This is a genomic window from Microcella sp. (assembly GCF_046293215.1).
Taxonomy (GTDB): Bacteria; Actinomycetota; Actinomycetes; order Actinomycetales; family Microbacteriaceae; genus Microcella.
The window spans coordinates 99660-118379 of record NZ_JBKBPI010000003.1 but is presented as its reverse complement, the minus strand read 5'-3'; the positions used below and the strand labels follow the sequence as shown (position 1 = coordinate 118379).

Below are 18720 nucleotides of genomic sequence, written 5' to 3'. Positions count from 1 at the left end.
GAGGGATGATCGGGGCCGGTCGCTCAGGCGCGACCGATTTGGGTGAGCAGCGATTGGGTAATGCTCTCGATGCCGAAGCCCGACGTTGTGGTCGGCGGCTCGACGTCTTTCTTGGCGGACCACACGGTCTCGGGGCGGGACTGCAGCAGCAGCAGGTTCTCGCCCTCGGGAAGTCCCCGGTCGATGGCCCATTCGATGTCTTGCGGGCACCCGAAGTGCTTCTCGGCGCGCTTGGCGATGCGGGCGATCGCGGCCACATCGGCGTCGCTCAGGCAGCGCACCGACCGGCGCTCGGGCTCAACCTCACGCTCGACGACCGTGCGGGCATCGCGGTCGGGCACGAGCTCGGCGTGCTTGTCGCCGATGTGCTCCTCCGAGACGGTCAGCATGACCTTGTCGACGCGGAGGTTGTCGGGGGTGACGGTGCCCGAGACGACAAGCTCGCCCAGACCCCAGGCCGCGTCGATAACGATCGTCGACCGGTCGCCGTTTGACGGGTCGACGGTCATCGCGACGCCCGCGGTGCGCGCGTCGACCATCTTCTGCACCGCGACGGCCATCGACAGCCCCTCGTCGGGGATACCGTTTTTCAGGCGATAGACGATGGCGCGCGAGGTGTAGAGCGAGGCCCAGCACTTGCGCACGTGCGCGGCGACCTCGTCGCGGCCGCTCAGCCACAGGTAGGTGTCCTGCTGACCGGCGAAGCTCGCGTCGGGCAGGTCTTCCGCCGTCGCCGACGAGCGCACGGCGACCGGTGCCGGCTCGGCGAACCGTGCCTGCAGCGCCTCGTACGCCTCCGTGAAGGCATCGTGGATCTCGACCGGAACCGGCAAGGTGATCAGCTCGGTTCGGATGCGCTCGGAGGCGGCGTCGATCGAGTCGGTGTCGTCCGGGTCGATCTCCGCGAGCATCCGCTGAATGTCGTCGGCGATGCCGGCGTCGTGAATGAAACGGTCAAACGCGACCGTCGTCACGGCGAAGCCGGGCGGCACGGGAAGTCCCGCCTCGGTGAGGGCGACGAGCGAGGCGCACTTACCGCCGAGCAGGTCGTGGTTCGCCGGCTCGCCGGCGTCAAAGAACTGGATGTACGGGCTCGTGCCCATGTCAGGCCTCCCAGGTGACGGGGACGGAGGTGGGGACGCGGAAGGAGAGGTTCTCGCCGAAGCGGATCTCGGCCCCGTCGACGAGACGCAGGTGCGGGGCCCGGGCGATCGTCTCTTCGAGCACGATGCGGGCCTGCAACTTCGCCAGTTGGTTGCCGAGGCAGTAGTGGATGCCGAAACCGAACGACAGGTGGTTGCGAGCGTCGGTGCGGGTGATGTCGAAGGCGTCGGGGTCGGTGAACACCTCGGCATCGCGGTTGGCCGAACCCATGACCAGCAGCAGCTCGCTGCCCTTCGGGATCGCCACCCCGCCCACCTCGGCGTCGGCGAGCGCCTTGCGACGCCAGGCAACAATCGAGCCGCTGTAGCGCAGCACCTCGTCGACGGCGCCGGGGATGAGGCTGGGGTCGTCGACGAGCTTCTGCCACTGATCGCGGTGGCTGAGCAGCACGCGAATCGAGTTGGCGATCAGGGTCGTGGTCGTCTCGTGGCCGGCAAACAGCAGGCTGTAGCAGAGCGACGCGATCTCGTGGTCGCTGATCTCGGCGCCGCCCTCCTGCGCCGACACCAGGTCGGCGACCAGGCTGTCGCCGCCGTCGCGGTGCGCGTCGACGACGAGGCGCAGGCAGTCCTGCCAGTACTCGACGAGGTTCTTGGCGTGGGGGATCTGCTCCTCGTCGCTGAGGTCGCCCCACGTCATCGCGGCGCGCGAGTCCGACCACCGCTTGTAGGTGGGCACGAGAGACGGGTCGACGCCGAGCAGGGTCAGGATCGTGATGGTCGGGATGTCGTAGGCGACGGCGGCAAGGAAATCGCCGGTTCCCGACGGGTCGGCCAGCATCGCCTCGATCGAGCGCTGCGTGTTCTCGCGAATCGTCGGCTCGAGCACCTTGAAGCGGCGCGGGGTGAAGGCGCGCTGCGCGATGGCGCGGATGCGCGTGTGCTCCGGGGGAACGCGGGCCGACAGGCCCGAGTAGGCCGTGAAGCCGCCCTCGGCCATGATGCGCCTGGCCTCGGGGCCGCGCTCGCGCACGGGGGCCTGCGCATTTTCGCTCGAGAAGGTCTCCCAGTCGGCGAAGACCGCCTTGACGTCGGCGTAGCGCGTCACGACCCAGTAGCCGATGCGCTCGTCGAAGTAGACGGGCGCGTTCTCGCGCAGCTTCGCGTACGCGGGGAACGGGTCGGTCATGTCGAACGGCTCGTAGCCGTGGTACCCAGCGGCGGCGAGCGCGCTGTGGTCGACGGGGCAGCCGCCGGTGCCGCCGGGGGCGGCGGTGACGGTGCTCTGTGGCGAGGTGGCCATGACGACTCCTTCGTAGTCCGGCATCCGCATCGGTGCGGATGAGTTATTGAACGCCCGGCGGCGCGTGCACAGCACCAGGGTTTCCACTGAGTGGAAACGACATCACGACCGCACTCCGGGCCGGCGCGCTCCCATGCTCTGCAACGGGAATTGGCCGACACTCGCCTCGATGCGGCGCGAGATGCCCCGCATGGCCGGCAGGTGGCGCTCAAGCGTGCTCGCCTCGTCGGCGGCAGACACCAGACCGAGCGCGGCTCCGATTCCGCCGCCCCGCTGGAAAATCGGAACAGCGATCGACGCAGAGCCGAGCCGTACCTCTTCGACCGTGAGCGCGTATCCCCGCTCGCGAATGACCGCGAGCTCGATGCGCAGGGCATCCGGGTCGACGCTCGTCTTCGGAGTGCGCCCCTCGAGCGGCTGGGCCAGCACGGCCTCCCGCAACCACGATTCTTCGAAGGCGAGCAGCACCTTTCCGACCGCCGTCGCGTGCAGGGGCAGGCGCCCCCCGACCCGCGACGCCTGGGGCACCCGGCGGGTGTCGTAGATTCGGTCGATGTAGAGCACCTCGGTCTTCTCGCGAATCGCGATGTGCACCGTGCGCTGCGTGAGGCTGTACAGGTCTTGCAGGAGGGGCCTGGCGATTTCGCGCACCTGGCGACCGGCGTGCTGCCCCAGTTCCCACAGCCGGAGACCGATTTGGTATCGGCCGTTGGTGTCTCGTTGCAGGGCGCCCCAGCCCTCCAGCTCAGTCACCAGTCGGTGCGCCGTACTGAGGGCGAGCCCCGTCTCGGACGCGATGTCGGTGAGGCTGCGCGGTGCCAGCGACTTCTCGAACACCGCAAGGATCGACAGCACGCGACCGGTCACGCTGGATGGCGGCGTGGGCGCCTCCGCGCGTTCGGCGGGTGCAGACGTCTCGACAGACACGACGACCTCCTTGTCGCGGCGCCCACCTCTCCGCACGGCGCCTTCCGGTGAGCGGAAGCATAGTTGTCTGGCGCATGGGCCGGTGCCATGGTGCAGGAATGGACTCGCCGACGAGTACCCGCTACCACCGTGACGTGCGGGCCTTTATTCCGGCTGCCGCCGAGGTTCCCGGGTACCTGACGATGCCGGCGGCACACGCCGCGATCTGGGAGCTGGCGAAGGCCCACCTGGCCGTTCGCAACAACGACTCGCACACCCTGTACGCCTATGGGCTGGCCCGTGCGCTGGTCGAGCGAGTCGAGGGCGCCGATACCGACGTCGTTCTGCCCGCGATTTTGCTGCACGACACCGGCTGGTCGACGGTGCCCGACGACCAGATTCTCGACGCGATCGCCCCCGGCGGCGGTCGGCCCGACCTCGTGCGCCATCACGAACTGGAGGGCGCGCGGATCGCAACGCAGATTCTGACGACCCTCGGGCATCCGAAACCGGTGATCGACGAGGTCGTCGCGATCATCGACGGTCACGACTCGCGTCGCGAGGCGATCTCGCTGAACGACGCCTGCGTGAAAGACGCCGACAAGCTGTGGCGGGTGACCCCCCACGGACTCACCATCGTGCAGCAGTGGTTCGGCCTCGATCACGATGAGGCGCTGCGCATCTGCTCGGCACGAGTGCAGCCCTACCTGCTGACCGACGCCGGGCGAGCGATGGGGCTCGCCCTTGCGGCGGTCGCGTCCATCGACCAGGTGCCGCAGCGCGCAGGCCTCGTCTAACCCGCGGCGTCCTCGAGCACCTCGCGTGCGATACGGAACGCCGTGTTGGCCGCCGGAACGCCCGAGTAGATCGCGCTTTGCAGAATCACCTCGACGATCTGCTCACGGGTGAGCCCATTGCGCAGGGCAGCGCGCAGGTGCATGGCGAGCTCGTCGTGGTGCCCATGGGCGATGAGCGACGTGATCACGGCGACCGAGCGCATCCGTTTATCGAGCCCCGGGCGGGACCAGATCTCCCCCCACGCGTAGCGCGTGATCAGGTCTTGGAAGTCGGCGGTGAGCGGCGTCGTCGCCGCGATCGCCCCGTCGACGTGCGCGTCCGACAGCACCTGGCGGCGGACCACCATGCCCTGCTCGTAGCGCGCGCCGTCGGTGAGACCGTCACCGTGGGGTCGTGGGGGCGACGTGGTCATGTCAGTGCCTTTCGCGCTGGTCGGTGAAGAACTCGATGAGGGCGGCGGCCGTGGCCGCCGGATCCTCCGCCGGCGGCAAGTGCGCCACGCCCGCGAGCCGCTGGGCCCGCCCGATGCGCACACCCGAGGCGATCTCGACGGCCTTCTGCTCGGGCGCCACCTGGTCGTGTTCGCCCCACAGCGCGAGCACGGGAACGCTGATCTCCGCGAGGCGGTCACGCACGTCGTAGGCGGCGAGCGCCTCACAGCACAGCGCGTAGCTGTGGTCATCAGCGTCTTGCAGCGCGTGGAGCAAGCGGCCGGCAATCACGGGTTCTCGCTCGACCGAGCCGGGGGCGAACCAGCGCCCGGCCGAAGCGCTCACGAGCACCGACGTCGACTGGGCGCGAACGACCGCGGCGCGTTCATGCCACGCGGCGGGGTCGCCGAGCTGCGCTCCCGACGCGACGATCGCGGCCGCCGCAACGCGGTCGGGGTGCCGAAGGAGGAGCTCGAGGCCGGTCGCTCCGCCCAGCGAGACCCCGGCGTACAGGATGCGCGTCGCACCGAGCGCGCTCGCCGCGTCGGCGACGGCGTCGGCGAGATCGGCCACGGTGAACGCGTCGCTGGCCGCGGGCGAGGCGCCGTGACCGGGGAGGTCCCACGCCGTCACCCGGAACCGCGGCGTGAGCAGCGGGGTAACCGTCTCCCACAGCACGGTCGAGGTGCCGAGCGACGGGCCGAGGACGACAAGCGGAGCGCCGTCGGGGCCCACGGGAGCGGTCAATCGGATGCTCGGCACGCTCACCGCTCCCCTCCCGCCTCATCGAGCGCGCGGTCGACGAGGGCGTCGGCGGCTCCCTGGTAGTGGCTGGGGTCGAGGTCGTGCGCCTCGGGGCTGTCGGCGCCGACCACCGCGCGTCGCTCGGCGAGGACGTCGGCCGCGCTGGCCGCGAGATGACGGGCGGCGGCTGCGGTGTCGACGATGAGCCCGTCCGTGAGGCGCGCCAGCGCCGCCGCCGTGCCGAGGGCGAGGCGGGTGAGGTCGCGCAGGGTCGGCCACTCGGCATGCCAGGCGCCGTCGGGGCGCTGGTCGACGGCCTGCGCGGCCGCCGCGTGCAGGGTGGCGGCGAGGAAGGGCGCGCGAAGAGCTGCGCCCCGGATGAGCACCGCGTCGACCGGGTTGCGTTTGTGGGGCATCGCCGATGATCCTCCGGGGGTCCCCTCCGACAGCTCGCCGATCTCGCTGCGGCTGAGCAGGGCGACGTCGGCGGCGAGAGCTCCGGCGGCGTCGATGAGGCGGGTCAGTGCGTCGCCGACCTCGGTGACGGGCCAGCGGGTCACGTGCCAGGGCAGCTCGGGTGCCGCGAGGGCGAGCTCGTCTGCGAGGGCCGCCGCCACCTCGAGCGCCGAGCCCCGGGGGTCACCGTGGCCGGCCATGCGGGCGTGCTCAACGGCGGCGGCCAGGGTGCCCGCGGCACCGCCGAACTGCGCAGGCAGGGCCGCGGCGGCGGACTCCACCTGGCTCCGCGCGCGACGCAGCGCCACCAGCCGCGGCGCCAGGCGCAGGCCGATCGTGGTCGGCACGGCGTGCTGACCGAGGGTGCGGGCCACCGCGGGCGACGCGCGGTGGGTGTCGATGAGGCGGGCGAGGGCGCGCTCGGCGGCACGTGCATCCGTGACGATGCGCTCGGTCGCCCGACGCACGATCAGCATGAGGGCCGAATCGAGCACGTCTTGGCTGGTCGCGCCGCGGTGCAGCGCCGCCCGGTCGGCGCCATCGAGCCGCTCGCGCAGGGCCCCGACGAGCGGAATGACCGGGTTACCGCCCGCCGCACCCTGAGCGGCGAGCGTCGCCACGTCGAGCCCGTGGCCGGTGGCGAGATTGCCGCGGCCGGCCCAGCCGAGAGCAGCGGACGCCCGGTCTGAGGCCTCGGGGCTGACCCCCTGCCGAGCCCAGGCGCGGGCGAGCGCGAGCTCGACCGTGACGAGCGCGTCGAGCACGGCCGCGTCGCCGATCAGCTCGGGCCCGTCGGGGCCGAGCGGGGCGAGCAGGCCAGCGTCAACGACGTCGTCAGTAGGCAAGGAAGACGGTCTCCTTTTCACCCTGCAGGCGAACGTCGAAGCGGTAGCCCGACGCCGTGCGGGTGGCGATGAGCGTAGCGCGTTCTTCGTCGCTGAGGCCCGCGAGCACGGGGTCGGCGGCGAGCGCCTGCTCGGCAGCCGCGTCGCCGGGCGCGGCCGGCAGGTACGCGCGGGTGTGCAGCTTGTTGGGCAGGCCGCGCGCGTAGACGATCAGGCTGAAGAACGCGGGGCGGCCATCGCGAGCACCCGGCTCGAGGGTCCAGAAGTGGTACCCGCCCTCGTCGTCGGTGAAGGCACGACCGAAGCCGGTGAAGGCGCGACCGTCGCGGCGCAGCGTGCCGCGCGCGGTCGGGATGGACCCGTCGGGGTTGGTCTGCCACACCTCGAGAAAGGCATCGGGGATGGGCGAGCCGAGCCCGTCGCGCACGGTGCCTTCCAGCACAATCGCGCCGGGCGAGCGCGGCGGCACCAATTCGTTCTTGCGGTCGAAGCCCACGCCGAACGCGAAGAATGGTCCGACGGTCTGGCCGGGCGTTGGTGCGAGCGTGCGGGCCGGAGCGGTGCGCTGGGTGGTCATGCGTGGTCTCCCTCGGGCTCGAACCAGGTGCCGTCTGGACCGTCAACGACGATGTCGAAGCGGTAGCCCATCGAAAATTCGGGCACGGTGAGGTCGTGGTCGTAAACCCCGATCAGCCGGTCGCGGTCTTTCTGGTCACGGATGGTGTTGTAGATCGGGTCGAGCGCGAACAGCGGGTCACCCGGGAAGTACATCTGAGTGATGAGGCGGTGCGTAAACGACGACCCAAAGATTGAGAAGTGAATGTGCGCGGGCCGCCAGGCGTTGACGTGGTTGCGCCACGGGTACGGCCCCGGCTTGATCGTGGTGAAGCGGTAGCGGCCCTGGTCGTCGGTGATCGCGCGGCCGGCGCCGGTGAAGTGGGGGTCGAGCGGCGCGGGGTGTTGGTCGCGCTGGTGGATGTAACGCCCCGCGGCGTTGGCCTGCCAGATCTCGATCAACTGGTTGCGCAACGGCCGCCCCCACGAGTCGGTCAGGCGCCCCTCGACGGTGATGCGCTCGCCCTGCGGCTCCCCCGAATGCTGCTTCGTCAGATCGGACTCGATCGCGGCGACGTCGCGCTGCCCGAAGGCGGGCGAGTAGAGCTCGATCGTTTCGGGATCCACGAGTCTCGGATTCTTGGTGGGGTGGCGCAGGATGCTCGACCGGTACGCGGGGAAGTCGTACAGCGTGGCGGGCAGGTGCTCGCCCGCGGCGACGCGAGCGGCCGCGGCCTCGTGCGCGGCAACAATCTCGGCGGTGATCTGGGCCTGCGGCGCCTGGTCGGGCGCGGCCAGCAGTGTTTCTGGCGCAGCGGCGGTGTCAGACATGCGGTCTCCTTCGACGGGGATGCTGGGGGTCAGTGTGCGCGGACGTCGCCCCACGCGCATCCTCATTCCCATCCAATGGGAGTCGTGTCATCCTTGTCCCGTGGCGAACTCCCCCTCGGGCGACTCGGTGACCGATCGCCTGCTGCGCGTGCTCGAGACCTTCACGCCCACGCGCACGGCGCAAACGGCCGCCGAGATCGGGCGCCGCGCCGGCCTTCCGCCGTCATCGGCGCACCGCATCGTGTCTGAACTGGTCGCCGCCGGCCTGCTCGAACGCGACGACGACCGGCGCATTCGCATCGGCATGCGGTTGTGGGAGCTCGCGACCCGCTCCTCGCACGCACTGCGGATGCGTCAGGCGGCGATGCCCGCCATGGAGCGTGTGCAGTCACGCATTCGCGAGCACACGCAGTTGGCGATTCTCGAGCAAGACGAGGCGTTGTTCCTGGAACGCCTGAGCGGCCCGGGGGCCGGCTCCAACGTGACCCGTGTCGCCGGACGACTGCCCTTGCACGCGTCGTCGTCGGGTCTCGTGCTGCTCGCCTACGGTCCGCCCGATCTGCAGAACAGGATCCTCTCGGGACCACTTCCGGCCTTCACCCGCGAGACGATCACCGACCCGTCGGCGCTGCGCAGAAAGCTCGCCGAGGTGCGGCTGATCGGTCACGCGGTCGCGCGCGGCTCGATCGAACTGGTGTCGACGGGCGTCGCGGTTCCCGTGCGCGATGAGACAGGCCGCGTCGTTGCCGCGCTGTCGGTCGTGCTGCCGCGCGAGGCGGCCGTCGAGGCCGCGCTCATCGAACTGCACGCCGGCAAGCGCGACATCGAGCAGTCGCTCGGATACCGCGGCTAGGGCCCGGTCCGGGTGACCCGGGCACAGACCCGCCGAAACGGAATACTTCCCGTTCAATGAGAACGAGCCGGGATGCGCGGGGCGCGTCAGCGCACACTGACCGCACCGAAGCATCCAGGAGGAACCATGACCGCAACGGCACGCACCCAGGTCGCCATCGTCGGCGCCGGCCCCGCCGGCCTGCTCTTGTCGCACCTGCTCGACGCCTCCGGCATCGCGTCGATCGTCGTCGACCAGCGCAGCCGCGACGACATCGAATCGACCATCCGCGCGGGCATTCTCGAGCAGGGCACCGTCGAGTTGCTTGACACTCTCGGCGAGCACTCCCGCGCACGCACGGTGGGCGCCCGGCACGACGGAATTCTTCTGCACTTCGACGGCGCGAGCCACCGCATCGACTTCCCCCGCCTCAGCGGCCGCAGCGCCTGGCTCTACCCCCAGCACGAGGTGCTGCGCGACCTGATCGCGGCCCGCGTTGCGGCCGGGCAAGACCTGCGCCTCGGGGTGACCGTGACCGCCGTCGACGACAGTGACCCGCAGCGCCCGCGCGTCATTGCCACCGACGCCGATGGCTCAGAGCTCGTGATCGAGGCCGACGTGGTCGTCGGGGCCGATGGCTCCCGCAGCGTCGTGCGCACGACCGTGTGCGGGGATTCCCGGGCCGGCTACTTCCGCGAGTACCCCTTCGCCTGGTACGGAATCCTCTGCGAGGCCCCGCCCAGCGCCGATGAACTCATTTACTCGAACTCGCCCGACGGCTTTGCGCTGATCAGCCAGCGCAGCGACACCGTGCAGCGCATGTACTTCCAGTGCGACCCCGAGCTCGACCCGAACAGCCTGAGCGACGAGCAGGTGTGGGAAGAGATGGGCAAGCGGGTGCCCGGCGTGACGCTCAACGAGGGCCCGATCTTCCAGCGCGACGTGCTGCGCTTCCGCAGTTTCGTCGCAAGCGAGCTGCGCAAGGGCCGCGTCGTCATCATCGGCGACGCCGCCCACACCGTGCCTCCGACCGGAGCCAAGGGCATGAACCTCGCCGTCGCCGACGTCGCGGTGCTGCACGAGGCGCTCGTCGCCCTGCTCGCCGAAGGCGATGAACGCTTGCTCGATGCCTTCCCCGAGACCGCGCTCACACGCATCTGGAAGGCGCAGCACTTCTCGTGGTGGATGACCTCGATGCTCCACGTCACCGATGACGCCAGCGAGTTCGACAAGCGACGTCAGCTGGGCGAGCTGCGCTCGATCACCGACTCCGAGGCCGCGCAGACCTACCTCGCGGAGGGATACACCGGCTGGCCGCTGTAGCCCACTGACCTCCCCGCTCAGCAGCAGCACGGCGACCGTCTGCCCCGCATAAACTTTGCGCAGGGGGCAAGCAAAGGAGCCACGGTTGCCGGACGCGATCTTCGACTACTTCACTCAGGTCGAACTACCCACTCCCACCCTCGGCCCCGATGAGGTCACGCGCCTGTTCGCCGAGCACTTCGGCGTCGACGTCGACCTCTCGCCGCTCGGGAGTCAGCAGGACCAGAACTTCCGCGTCACCGCCCGCGGCGAGTGCGAGCCGCTCGGGGTGCTGAAGCTCAGCAACCCGGCTTTCAGCGAGGCAGAGATCGCCATGCAGGACGCGGCGGCCGCGCTGGTCGCCGAGCGGCAGCCGACCCTGCGCATCCCGAAGCTGGTGACCGGCCCCCGCGGCCCGATGTCGGCCTGGTGGGAGTCGAGCGAGGGGCGCATCCACGCGCGCGTGATCGAGAACATCGCCGGGTCGACGCTGACCGGCTCGCGCTACCTTGCCCCCGACGTCGTCGCGCACATGGGTGACCTCGCCGGACGGGTGAGCGTCGCGCTCGCCGACTTCCGCGACCCCGCTGACGGGCGCGTGCTGCAGTGGGATCTGCGGCACGCCGAACGCGTCATCGAGCTGCTGCTGCCGCGCGAGCCCGACGCCGATGTGCGGGCGACCATCTCCGCCGCGATCGAGCCGGCGCTGCGGGTACTTGCACCGCTCGCCGAGCGGCTGCCGGTGCAGGCCGGGCACTTCGACATCACCGACGACAACATGCTGCGACCGCCGGGCGGGCGCCTGCCCGACGCCGTCATCGACTTCGGCGACGTCGCGGCCTCGTGGGCGGTCGGCGAACTGGCCACCACGCTGTCGTCGGTACTGCACCACGACGGCGCCTCCCCCGCGGCGACGCTGCCCGCAATCCGGGCGTTCCACGCGCTGCGCCCCCTCGGCGAGCACGAGGTCGACGCGCTGTGGGCACTCGTCACCCTGCGCGGCGCCGTCCTCGTGCTGAGCGGTCGCGAACAGGTGCGCCTGGACGCCGCGAACGAGTACGCCAGCGGGGCGCTCGAGCGCGAGTACCGCGTGCTGGAGCGGGCGGCCTCGGTGCCGCCGGAGGTCATGGCGCAGGTGGTGCGCCGCGCGCTCGCGCTGCCGGCCGCCGCCCCCAGCAGCGGGCCAGACGCGTCACCCCTGCCACCGTTCACATCGCCCACGGCCCTCGACGCGGGCACCGTTGCGCCCCTCAACGACGAGGGCGCCTGGATGCACGCGGGCACCCTCGACGACGCCGCTCTCGCCGCGCTCGACAGAGGATCCGACGTGGCGTTCCTGCCGCCCTGGCGCCCCGTCCTGACCGGGGCGCCGCAGCGCACACCGTCCGCCCCGGCCACGATTCCGACCGGCGTCACCCTGTGGCTGGCGGAGCCGACCCCGGTGCTGGGCTCGGTCGCCCGCGACGGCGACGCGCTCGTTGTGCACAGCGAGGGCGCAGCGCTGGTGTTCGCGGCGCAGAGCGGTTTCGGGCCGGAGCCGATGCTGCCGGCGCGCACGCGCATCCAGGTGACGCGGCGCCCGGAAGGTGCGCCCGCGGCTCCCCCGCTCGTCGAGGCGGCCTACGCCGACGGGTGGCGCGCCGTCGTGGGCGACGCGCTCGACGCGCTGGGGCTGGCCGGCCACGTCGCCGACGTGACGGGCGCGGGCGACGCGGGCGAGCATCCCGATCCGGCGGCCGTGTTGGCCCGCCGCGAGCGCCACCTCGCTGAGGTGCAGGAGCACTACTACGCTGCTCCCCCGCAGATCGAGCGCGGCTGGCGCGAATACCTGATCGACGTCGACGGCCGGGTGTACCTCGACATGCTCAACAACGTCACGTCCGTCGGCCACGCCCACCCGCACGTCGTCGAGGCGGCGCACCGGCAGATGCGGCTACTGAATACGAACTCGCGCTTCCACTACGCGGCGATCGCCGAGTACGCCGAACGCATCGCCGCCCTGCTGCCCGAGCACCTCGACACGGTGTTCTTCGTGAACTCCGGCTCGGAGGCGACCGACCTCGCGATTCGTCTGGCGATGGCGGCGACCGGGCGACGCGACATCGTCGCCATGCGCGAGGCGTACCACGGCTGGACGTACGCGAGCGATGCCGTCTCGACGTCGATCGCCGACAATCCGAACGCGCTCGAGACGCGCCCCGACTGGGTGCACACGGTTGACGCGGCGAATTCCTACCGCGGCACACACCGGGGGGCGGATGCTGACCGCTACGCCCCCGAAGCGGTGGCCGTCATCGACGCCCTCGCCGCCGACGGCCGGCCCCCCGCCGGGTTCATCTGCGAGCCCTACTTCGGCAACGCGGGTGGAGTTCCCCTGCCCGAGGGCTACCTCGCCCAGGTCTACGAGGCCGTGCGCCGCCACGGTGGAGTCGTCATCGCCGACGAGGTGCAGGTCGGCTACGGCCGGCTCGGCGGCTGGTTTTGGGGGCACGAGCAGCAGGGCGTCGTGCCCGACATCGTCGCCGTCGCCAAGTCGGTGGGCTCGGGCCACCCCGTGGGCGCCGTCATCACGACGCGCGCGATCGCCGACCAGTACCGCACCGGCGGCTACTTCTTCGCCTCAACCGGAGGCTCGCCCGTGTCATCGGTAATCGGCATGGCCGTGCTCGACGTGATCGAGAACGAGGGCCTGCAGCAGAACGCGTGGCGGGTCGGTCAGCACCTGCGCCAGCGCCTTGAGGCGCTCATGGAGCGCTACCCGATCATCGGAGCCGTGCACGGCTCGGGCCTCTACATGGGTCTCGAACTCGTGCGCGACCGGTCGACGCTGGAGCCCGCGACGGAGGAAACCGCGTGGATCTGCGACCGCCTGCGCGAGCTCGGCGTCATCATGCAGCCCACCGGCGACTACCAAAACGTGTTCAAGATCAAGCCGCCGTTGTGTGTGACGATCGAGTCGGCCGACTACTTCGTCGACCAGGTCGAACGGGTGCTCGCCACCGGGTGGTAGCTCGGGCCGTGGCGGCCCACGCACCGATCGCAAGGACCGCGGTCAGGTGCAGCGGTGTCCAGGCACCGCGAGCATCCGGAATCAGGGCCACGAGCGACGCGGCACCTGCCGCCGCGAGCAGGGCTCCAGGGAGGGCCGCCCACCAGTAACTCTCCTCGGCAGCAAACAGCGTCCAGTAGAGCGCGCTTGTCGCGGGAAGCATCGTGACCCACGACACATCGAGCTGAGGTGGTCTCGGCACTTCGTTCAGTACCAGCAGCGCTGCACTGAGGGCGAGCGCGACGACGAGCGCAGGCTCGAGTCGAATGGTGAGCATGATCGGCCTCCCGCGATCGCTCATGTCGGGGTTCGGGTTCCCCGTCGGGTGCAGTCATGCTGGCACCCATTCGGGTGGGCGCACACGTGCCGAAAGTCCCGAGATTCGCCGATGGCGAGGCGCCACACGGCGAAGGCGCACGACGGGCACGAGTCATCCGTCGGCGCGAGACTGCGCCGCGATGACCGTGAGGTTCTATCGTGCAACCATGAACCCGACGAACAACTACTCGACGGCCCTGTTCCTGATGGCCCTCAGCTGCGTCGTGGGCGGGGGCATCCTCTGGCTGGTGGGGCTGAACCCGAGCGAGCCGCTGTACGAGTATCAGGCGCCCGACGCGGCCGCCATACAGCAGGCGATCGGCGCGACTCTCGTCGGGTTCGGAGCAGTCGCCTTCCTCGTGTGGATGGGCGCGCGTGCCGTGATCGCGCAACTCGTGCACCAGCAAGCGCAGGGTGCAGACTCGGCCCCCTGACGCGGCGCGCACTGCGCCTAAGGCACCCGGGGAACGAGAAAACCCCCGGTCAACCGGGGGTTTTCGTGGCGGGCTCCTTGCGAAACTCGCCTGCACCCAGCAAATCAGCGACTGCGCGTACCACTAACGAAAGTCATCCTCCGGTGAGGCGAAAATAATCCTCCGCCCCACCATTCACTCGTCTTGCGGTTGCCGCCCCCACAGAACAAGGTTGAGCATGACCGGTGCTCTCGACGCCCCATCTTTCGTGACCGAATGACGAGCGCCACTTGAACATTTGGAACGCCTCCCGTGCGTCCCGACCCAGTCAGTAGAGTGTTGTTATGGAGTCTCAAGCGATGAAGCAAACGTCATTGCCATTTGCTCTCACCCCGGTATCGGGCAGCAGATGGATAACGGATTTTGACTCAGCGACGACAACAGCGCTACCCCAAACCGATCTATTTATTCGTCCGGGCACGAGACGAAAGCCTGGTGAAGATTCCGAAATGAATGCGCCGATGCTCCTGGGGCACCAACCTGACGGGGACTTTCAATTTTCCGCACGAGTAAAGGCCGAACTCGCATCGACATTCGATGCTGGGGCTCTGGTCATCTGGGTGGACGATCGGAATTGGGCCAAGTTGTGCTTCGAGTACTCTCCTTCGGGCGAGCGGACGGTGGTCAGCGTCGTTACACGAGATGTCTCTGACGACGCGAATTCATTCGCCGTTGATGAAGATCACGTTTGGCTTCGGATCAGTCGTCTTGGCAACGTCTTGGCCTTTCACGCTTCTTTCAACAGCAAGAAATGGATGCTCGTAAGGGTCTTTGAGTTGGCCGCCAGTTTGTCAAGCGCCGCAGTCGGTTTTGTCGCGCAGTGCCCCATGGGCGACGGATGTCGTGTCGATTTCGACCAGTTGTCGTTCACTGGAGAGAAGTTGCTGGACCTTCGCGACGGGAGCTGACAAAACCAGAGTTTGGGATGCTGGCGATCGAGGGTTGGTGCCAGCCTCGGATCCGCCTTCGTGCGTTATTGCTCTTATGAGTAGCGGCTCGGCGCCTTTGGACGGGAAGGTGCATCTTTCAGCGGAGAAACTTTCCAGCAGCCATCACTCGCTCGACATCAAGCGAATTGCTGAGAACGACAAGATCGCCGAAAAAGCCTGGCGCCAACAAGCCCAACTCACTCTGGCGTCGAATCGCTCGCGCAGGTGTAACCGTGAGCGCGCCAACGGCCTCAATCAGGCCCACGCCTGCACCCACCGCGCCGCGCAGGGCAGCGTCAAGGGTCAGCACCGACCCTGCGAGCGTGTTCGAATCCTTCACGGTTGCGCAGCCCTGTTTCACCTCCACTTCGAGGTCTCCCAGCGAATAGCTTCCATCGCCGACGCCAGCACCCGCCATGGCATCCGTGATCAGAGATATCCGTCCCGGCGCATTGGCGAACGCCAGACGCACCACTTCCGGCCTAACGTGAAATCCATCTGCGATGAGTTCGAGCGTTACGCGCGTGTCATCGAAGGCCGCGACAATCGGACCAGGCTCTCGATGGCCGATCGCAGGCATCGCGTTGAAGGCGTGCGTCAGAATCCGAGCGCCTTGGTTGAACGCGAGACGAGCTATCTCGTAGCCGGCGTTAGTGTGGCCGAGCGCCGAAATGACGCCCGCACGAGCGAACCGCTCGATCGCATCGAAGGCGCCACTGAGCTCCGGCGCGATAGTCACCTGAGTCAATGCAACAGGCGCTGCACGAAGCAGCGCCTCAACCGCTTCCTCATCTGGCGCGACCAAATACTTCTTGGCGTGCGCACCCCGCCTTGACGGTTCCAGGAATGGCCCCTCTAGATGAGCGCCAAGCAGCAGGGGGTCAGATTCGGCGAGTTGCTCAATCTCCCTTAGCCGAGCGATCGTGTCGGGGATCGGCGACGCGACCAGAGAAATAACTGATCGGGTAGTGCCATGTTGCCGATGCGCGGCGAGAGCCGCTCGAATCGACGTGCCGCCGTCTTCGAAAGAGTGCCCACCGCCTCCGTGGCAGTGCAAGTCGATAAAGCCCGGCACGAGCAATCGGTCCGCGAGGTCGAGCACCGTTGAGGCCTCCACGAGGTGCTCACGCCAACCGTCCCCAATGCCCGCTCTGACGATCCGATCTCCTTCGACGAGGAGCCAGGTTTCGTCCCGTATTCCCGAAGCGTCCACTGCACGGGCGTTGTGATAAAGCGCTGTCATTGGCGTTCCTCTCACTGGTGCTCGCGTCAACTGGCGACGGAATATGTGGCAATCAAGATCCCGAATGCGGGTGGCAAAACGAAAGAAGAAGGAGCGGGAAACTAACGAGAGACCTCGCCCTGTACCAGGTATTGCAGTTCGTCGCGCCGAGGAAGGCCCTCCCAGTCCCCCGAATTCAAGCAGGCATAGGCTCCCGCGGTGACCGCCGTTAGTAGCCGTTGCTGTACATCTCTGCCGCATGTCAAGTCGGCAAGATAACCAGCAACGAACGCATCGCCCGCTCCGACCGTGTCGACAGGCTCTATTGGGATCGCTTGCTGCTCGTAGGAGGCACCCTCAGCCCGAGCTACAGCGCCTTTTTCCCCTAGCTTGATTACCGCCTGGCTTGGCCCCATGTCTGCGATTCGGACCGCCAGGTCGAGCGGAGATGAGCTTGAGTCTTCGCCTAACGCTATGCAAGCCTCGTGTTCACCTGCGAATACAACGTCGCACAGCGGAATGATGAGCCCATAGGCCGCGGACGCTGTTTCAGGAGCCCAGAGCTTGCTGCGATAGTTCAAATCAAACGACACGACCACTCCCGCGGACCGCGCGATGGCAACCGCGTCCATGATCGTGGCGGCGAGGGTGTCGGACAGTGCGAGAGAAATCCCAGTGACGTGCAGAACCGACGCCCCCTTGATTTCGTCAAGATCGATTTCGTCAGCCCGCAGTCTGGAGCCAGCATTGCCCCGGCGGTAGTACCACACGGACGTCCGGTTGGGAGTCCGGCGCTCCTTGATCATGAGAGAAGTCGGTGCCTCGTCGTCGCGAGAGGCGAGCACGCGCACCCCTTCAGCCGCGATCTCCCGCACAACAAGATCCCCAAGCGGATCGCATCCAAGTTTGCCGATCCAAGTTGCGGGCACACCCAGCCGTTGAACGCCGATGGCCACGTTGCTCTCGGCGCCGCCCACTCCAAGATCGAGACAGTCGTTATGTGGGAACGGCCCGAAACCGCGAGTCGACATGCGCACCATCGTCTCGCCGATAGTGACAACACTTCCGCTGGGTGCCGCCCTCATCGGTCGCTCCCGTATTGCTCAGCGATTGCTCGAAAGCGTGCCGCCCTCTCCGCAAGCGCATTGAGCGAACCTCCTCGAAGCGCATCGCCGAGCAGTGGGCTGCCGACACTAACGGCCACAGCACCAGCACGCAGCCATTCTTCGACGTCCATTTCGCCGATGCCCCCTGATGGGAGGTAGGCAAGGTCCGGAAAAGGTCCGAGCAGATGCGATCCGTAGTTTGCCCCGACCGCCTGCGCGGGGAAAATCTTCACTGCCGTGGCGCCAGCGCTCCAGGCCGCGAACACCTCTGTTGGAGTGAGCGCCCCCGAGAAAATCGGCACTCCCGCATGAACTGCCACTGTGACGACCTCAGGAAGGGTGATCGGAGTCACGAGATATCGCGCGCCCTGATCGATAGCTTTCACTGCTTGGACGGGGCTAGTGATGGTCCCGACTCCGATGTCAGCTGAGTCTCCGACCCGACGAACGATACCTGGCACCTTCTCCAAGGTGCCAGGCGTCGTCAAAGTGAGCTCGATCGAGCGGACGCCGTTGGAGATCAAGACGTCCACGACGGCGTCGTAGTCGTCCGCCGAGGGCGCTCGGAGAACTGCGACAATTTTGGTTGCCGCAAGCAAGGACGGTACTGAGGCGCGGTCGAGCATCCCCGTCATCGGACACTCACTTGATCTGGAGGCGTAGCGGGATTCGGGCAAGAACCTACGGAAGGATCATCAATGTTGCGACTACGGACCATCATTCTTGCCAGTCCGGGCGATTGTCGTAGGCGAATCGGTAATAGTCGACAAGCGTGAGCCCAGACGCCGCAGCTTCATCGACCAGAATCGTGGCGTCGGGATGCATTTGCAGGATGGAACCGGGGCACATGCTTGCAACAGGACCCTCAACAACCCTGGCAACCGGAGCTGCCTTCGACTCTCCGTGAGCTACGAGCAAGATAGACCGAGCCGACATGATCGTTCCCAGTCCTTGCGTGATGCAGTGAATCGGGACCTTGTTCGGATCATCGAAGAAACGAGCGTTGTCGGCCCGGGTAGCTTGCGCGAGAGTCTTGATTCGGGTGCGCGACGTGAATGATGACGTCGGTTCGTTGAATCCGATGTGGCCATTCGTGCCCACCCCGAGGATTTGCATATCGATTCCCCCAGCGGCCTGAATGTCTGCCTCGTACTGACGGCACGCCTTCTCGAGGTCAGTCGCCATCCCGTCTGGCACATTCACTCGATCCCGCTTCAATCCGAGCGGGACCGTTACCTCCTTGTCGATTACTGAGTGGTAGCTCTGCGGGTGCTCGAACGGTAGGCCAACGTACTCGTCGAGTGCGAACACAGTTAGGTCGCTCAAGCGACCAGGCCTCCGGTGCGCCAGTGACTGGTAAATGGGCACTGGAGAACTGCCAGTCGCAACCCCCAACACTGATAGATCCCCCGCCTCGACACGACGAGCGATTATGCCCGCCGCGATCTCACCGATCTCTGTGGCATCTCTTCCTACGATCACCTGCAAGTTCGATCTCCAATTCACTCTTGCTTGTT

General features: G+C 67.9%; 18 protein-coding genes. 6 read left to right on the top strand and 12 right to left on the bottom strand.

The window, feature by feature from the left end:
• Positions 1 to 23: 23 nt before the first annotated feature.
• The 3 genes from ACK4SC_RS04070 to ACK4SC_RS04060 form a co-directional block, all read right to left on the bottom strand.
• A complete protein-coding gene (locus tag ACK4SC_RS04070; protein WP_409615053.1) occupies positions 24 to 1103 on the bottom strand; it encodes a PEP/pyruvate-binding domain-containing protein in 1080 nt (359 codons plus the stop codon).
• A 1-nt stretch (position 1104) separates the two neighbouring features.
• Positions 1105 to 2406, bottom strand: coding sequence for a cytochrome P450 (locus tag ACK4SC_RS04065; protein WP_409615051.1), 1302 nt, complete (start codon positions 2404 to 2406; stop codon positions 1105 to 1107).
• A 102-nt stretch (positions 2407 to 2508) separates the two neighbouring features.
• Positions 2509 to 3333: an IclR family transcriptional regulator gene (locus tag ACK4SC_RS04060; RefSeq protein WP_409615049.1), complete on the bottom strand. Its 825-nt coding sequence runs from the start codon at positions 3331 to 3333 to the stop codon at positions 2509 to 2511.
• A gap of 98 nt (positions 3334 to 3431) precedes the next feature.
• Between ACK4SC_RS04060 and ACK4SC_RS04055 the strand changes: the two genes are divergently transcribed.
• A complete protein-coding gene (locus ACK4SC_RS04055; protein WP_409615047.1) occupies positions 3432 to 4109 on the top strand; it encodes an HD domain-containing protein in 678 nt (225 codons plus the stop codon).
• On the opposite strand, the gene pcaC is transcribed toward ACK4SC_RS04055, so the two are convergent.
• Genes pcaC through pcaH form a run of 5 tightly spaced genes read right to left on the bottom strand, consistent with a single transcriptional unit; the run spans position 4106 to position 7972 of the window.
• The gene (gene pcaC, locus ACK4SC_RS04050; RefSeq protein ID WP_409615045.1) at positions 4106 to 4522 is read right to left on the bottom strand and encodes a 4-carboxymuconolactone decarboxylase; all 417 of its coding nucleotides are present in this window, start codon (positions 4520 to 4522) and stop codon (positions 4106 to 4108) included. The two genes, ACK4SC_RS04055 and pcaC, sit on opposite strands and share 4 nt — an antisense overlap.
• A 1-nt stretch (position 4523) precedes the next feature.
• Positions 4524 to 5309 (bottom strand): alpha/beta fold hydrolase, encoded by a 786-nt coding sequence (locus tag ACK4SC_RS04045; RefSeq protein WP_409615043.1) that lies wholly within the window; start codon positions 5307 to 5309, stop codon positions 4524 to 4526.
• On the bottom strand, positions 5306 to 6586 hold the full coding sequence (locus ACK4SC_RS04040) for a lyase family protein (RefSeq protein WP_409615041.1): 1281 nt from the start codon (positions 6584 to 6586) through the stop codon (positions 5306 to 5308). The genes ACK4SC_RS04045 and ACK4SC_RS04040 overlap by 4 nt, the downstream gene beginning before the upstream one ends.
• Positions 6576 to 7163: a protocatechuate 3,4-dioxygenase subunit alpha gene (gene pcaG, locus ACK4SC_RS04035; protein WP_409615040.1), complete on the bottom strand. Its 588-nt coding sequence runs from the start codon at positions 7161 to 7163 to the stop codon at positions 6576 to 6578. The genes ACK4SC_RS04040 and pcaG overlap by 11 nt, the downstream gene beginning before the upstream one ends.
• Complete coding sequence (gene pcaH, locus ACK4SC_RS04030) at positions 7160 to 7972, bottom strand: protocatechuate 3,4-dioxygenase subunit beta (RefSeq protein ID WP_409615038.1); 813 nt, start codon at positions 7970 to 7972, stop codon at positions 7160 to 7162. Before pcaH ends, pcaG begins: the two co-directional genes overlap by 4 nt.
• 100 nt (positions 7973 to 8072) lie before the next feature.
• On the opposite strand from pcaH, the gene ACK4SC_RS04025 reads away from it, so the two are divergent.
• The 5 genes from ACK4SC_RS04025 to ACK4SC_RS04005 all read left to right on the top strand — a co-directional run bounded on the left by ACK4SC_RS04025 (position 8073) and on the right by ACK4SC_RS04005 (position 14854).
• Entirely contained in the window at positions 8073 to 8825 is a 753-nt protein-coding gene (locus ACK4SC_RS04025; RefSeq protein ID WP_409615036.1) for an IclR family transcriptional regulator, read from the top strand.
• A 126-nt stretch (positions 8826 to 8951) separates the two neighbouring features.
• The gene (locus tag ACK4SC_RS04020) at positions 8952 to 10127 is read left to right on the top strand and encodes a 4-hydroxybenzoate 3-monooxygenase (protein ID WP_409615034.1); all 1176 of its coding nucleotides are present in this window, start codon (positions 8952 to 8954) and stop codon (positions 10125 to 10127) included.
• Positions 10128 to 10212: 85 nt separating this feature from the next.
• Positions 10213 to 13116, top strand: coding sequence for an aminotransferase (locus tag ACK4SC_RS04015; RefSeq protein WP_409615032.1), 2904 nt, complete (start codon positions 10213 to 10215; stop codon positions 13114 to 13116).
• 524 nt (positions 13117 to 13640) lie between these two features.
• The gene (locus ACK4SC_RS04010) at positions 13641 to 13907 is read left to right on the top strand and encodes a hypothetical protein (protein ID WP_409615031.1); all 267 of its coding nucleotides are present in this window, start codon (positions 13641 to 13643) and stop codon (positions 13905 to 13907) included.
• Positions 13908 to 14230: 323 nt separating this feature from the next.
• Positions 14231 to 14854 carry a DUF1349 domain-containing protein gene (locus tag ACK4SC_RS04005; RefSeq protein WP_409615029.1) on the top strand — a complete coding sequence of 208 codons (624 nt, stop codon included), beginning with the start codon at positions 14231 to 14233 and terminating at the stop codon, positions 14852 to 14854.
• Between the two features lie 118 nt (positions 14855 to 14972).
• Here the strand turns inward: ACK4SC_RS04005 and nagA are convergent, their stop codons facing one another.
• From nagA to nagB, 4 genes are all read right to left on the bottom strand, one after another.
• Positions 14973 to 16118 carry an N-acetylglucosamine-6-phosphate deacetylase gene (gene nagA / locus ACK4SC_RS04000; protein ID WP_409615027.1) on the bottom strand — a complete coding sequence of 382 codons (1146 nt, stop codon included), beginning with the start codon at positions 16116 to 16118 and terminating at the stop codon, positions 14973 to 14975.
• A gap of 101 nt (positions 16119 to 16219) precedes the next feature.
• Positions 16220 to 17182 carry a sugar kinase gene (locus ACK4SC_RS03995; RefSeq protein WP_409615025.1) on the bottom strand — a complete coding sequence of 321 codons (963 nt, stop codon included), beginning with the start codon at positions 17180 to 17182 and terminating at the stop codon, positions 16220 to 16222.
• Positions 17179 to 17880 (bottom strand): bifunctional 4-hydroxy-2-oxoglutarate aldolase/2-dehydro-3-deoxy-phosphogluconate aldolase, encoded by a 702-nt coding sequence (locus tag ACK4SC_RS03990; RefSeq protein WP_409615023.1) that lies wholly within the window; start codon positions 17878 to 17880, stop codon positions 17179 to 17181. Before ACK4SC_RS03990 ends, ACK4SC_RS03995 begins: the two co-directional genes overlap by 4 nt.
• A 40-nt stretch (positions 17881 to 17920) precedes the next feature.
• A complete protein-coding gene (gene nagB / locus ACK4SC_RS03985) occupies positions 17921 to 18691 on the bottom strand; it encodes a glucosamine-6-phosphate deaminase (RefSeq protein WP_409615021.1) in 771 nt (256 codons plus the stop codon).
• Between the last annotated feature and the right edge of the window lie 29 nt (positions 18692 to 18720).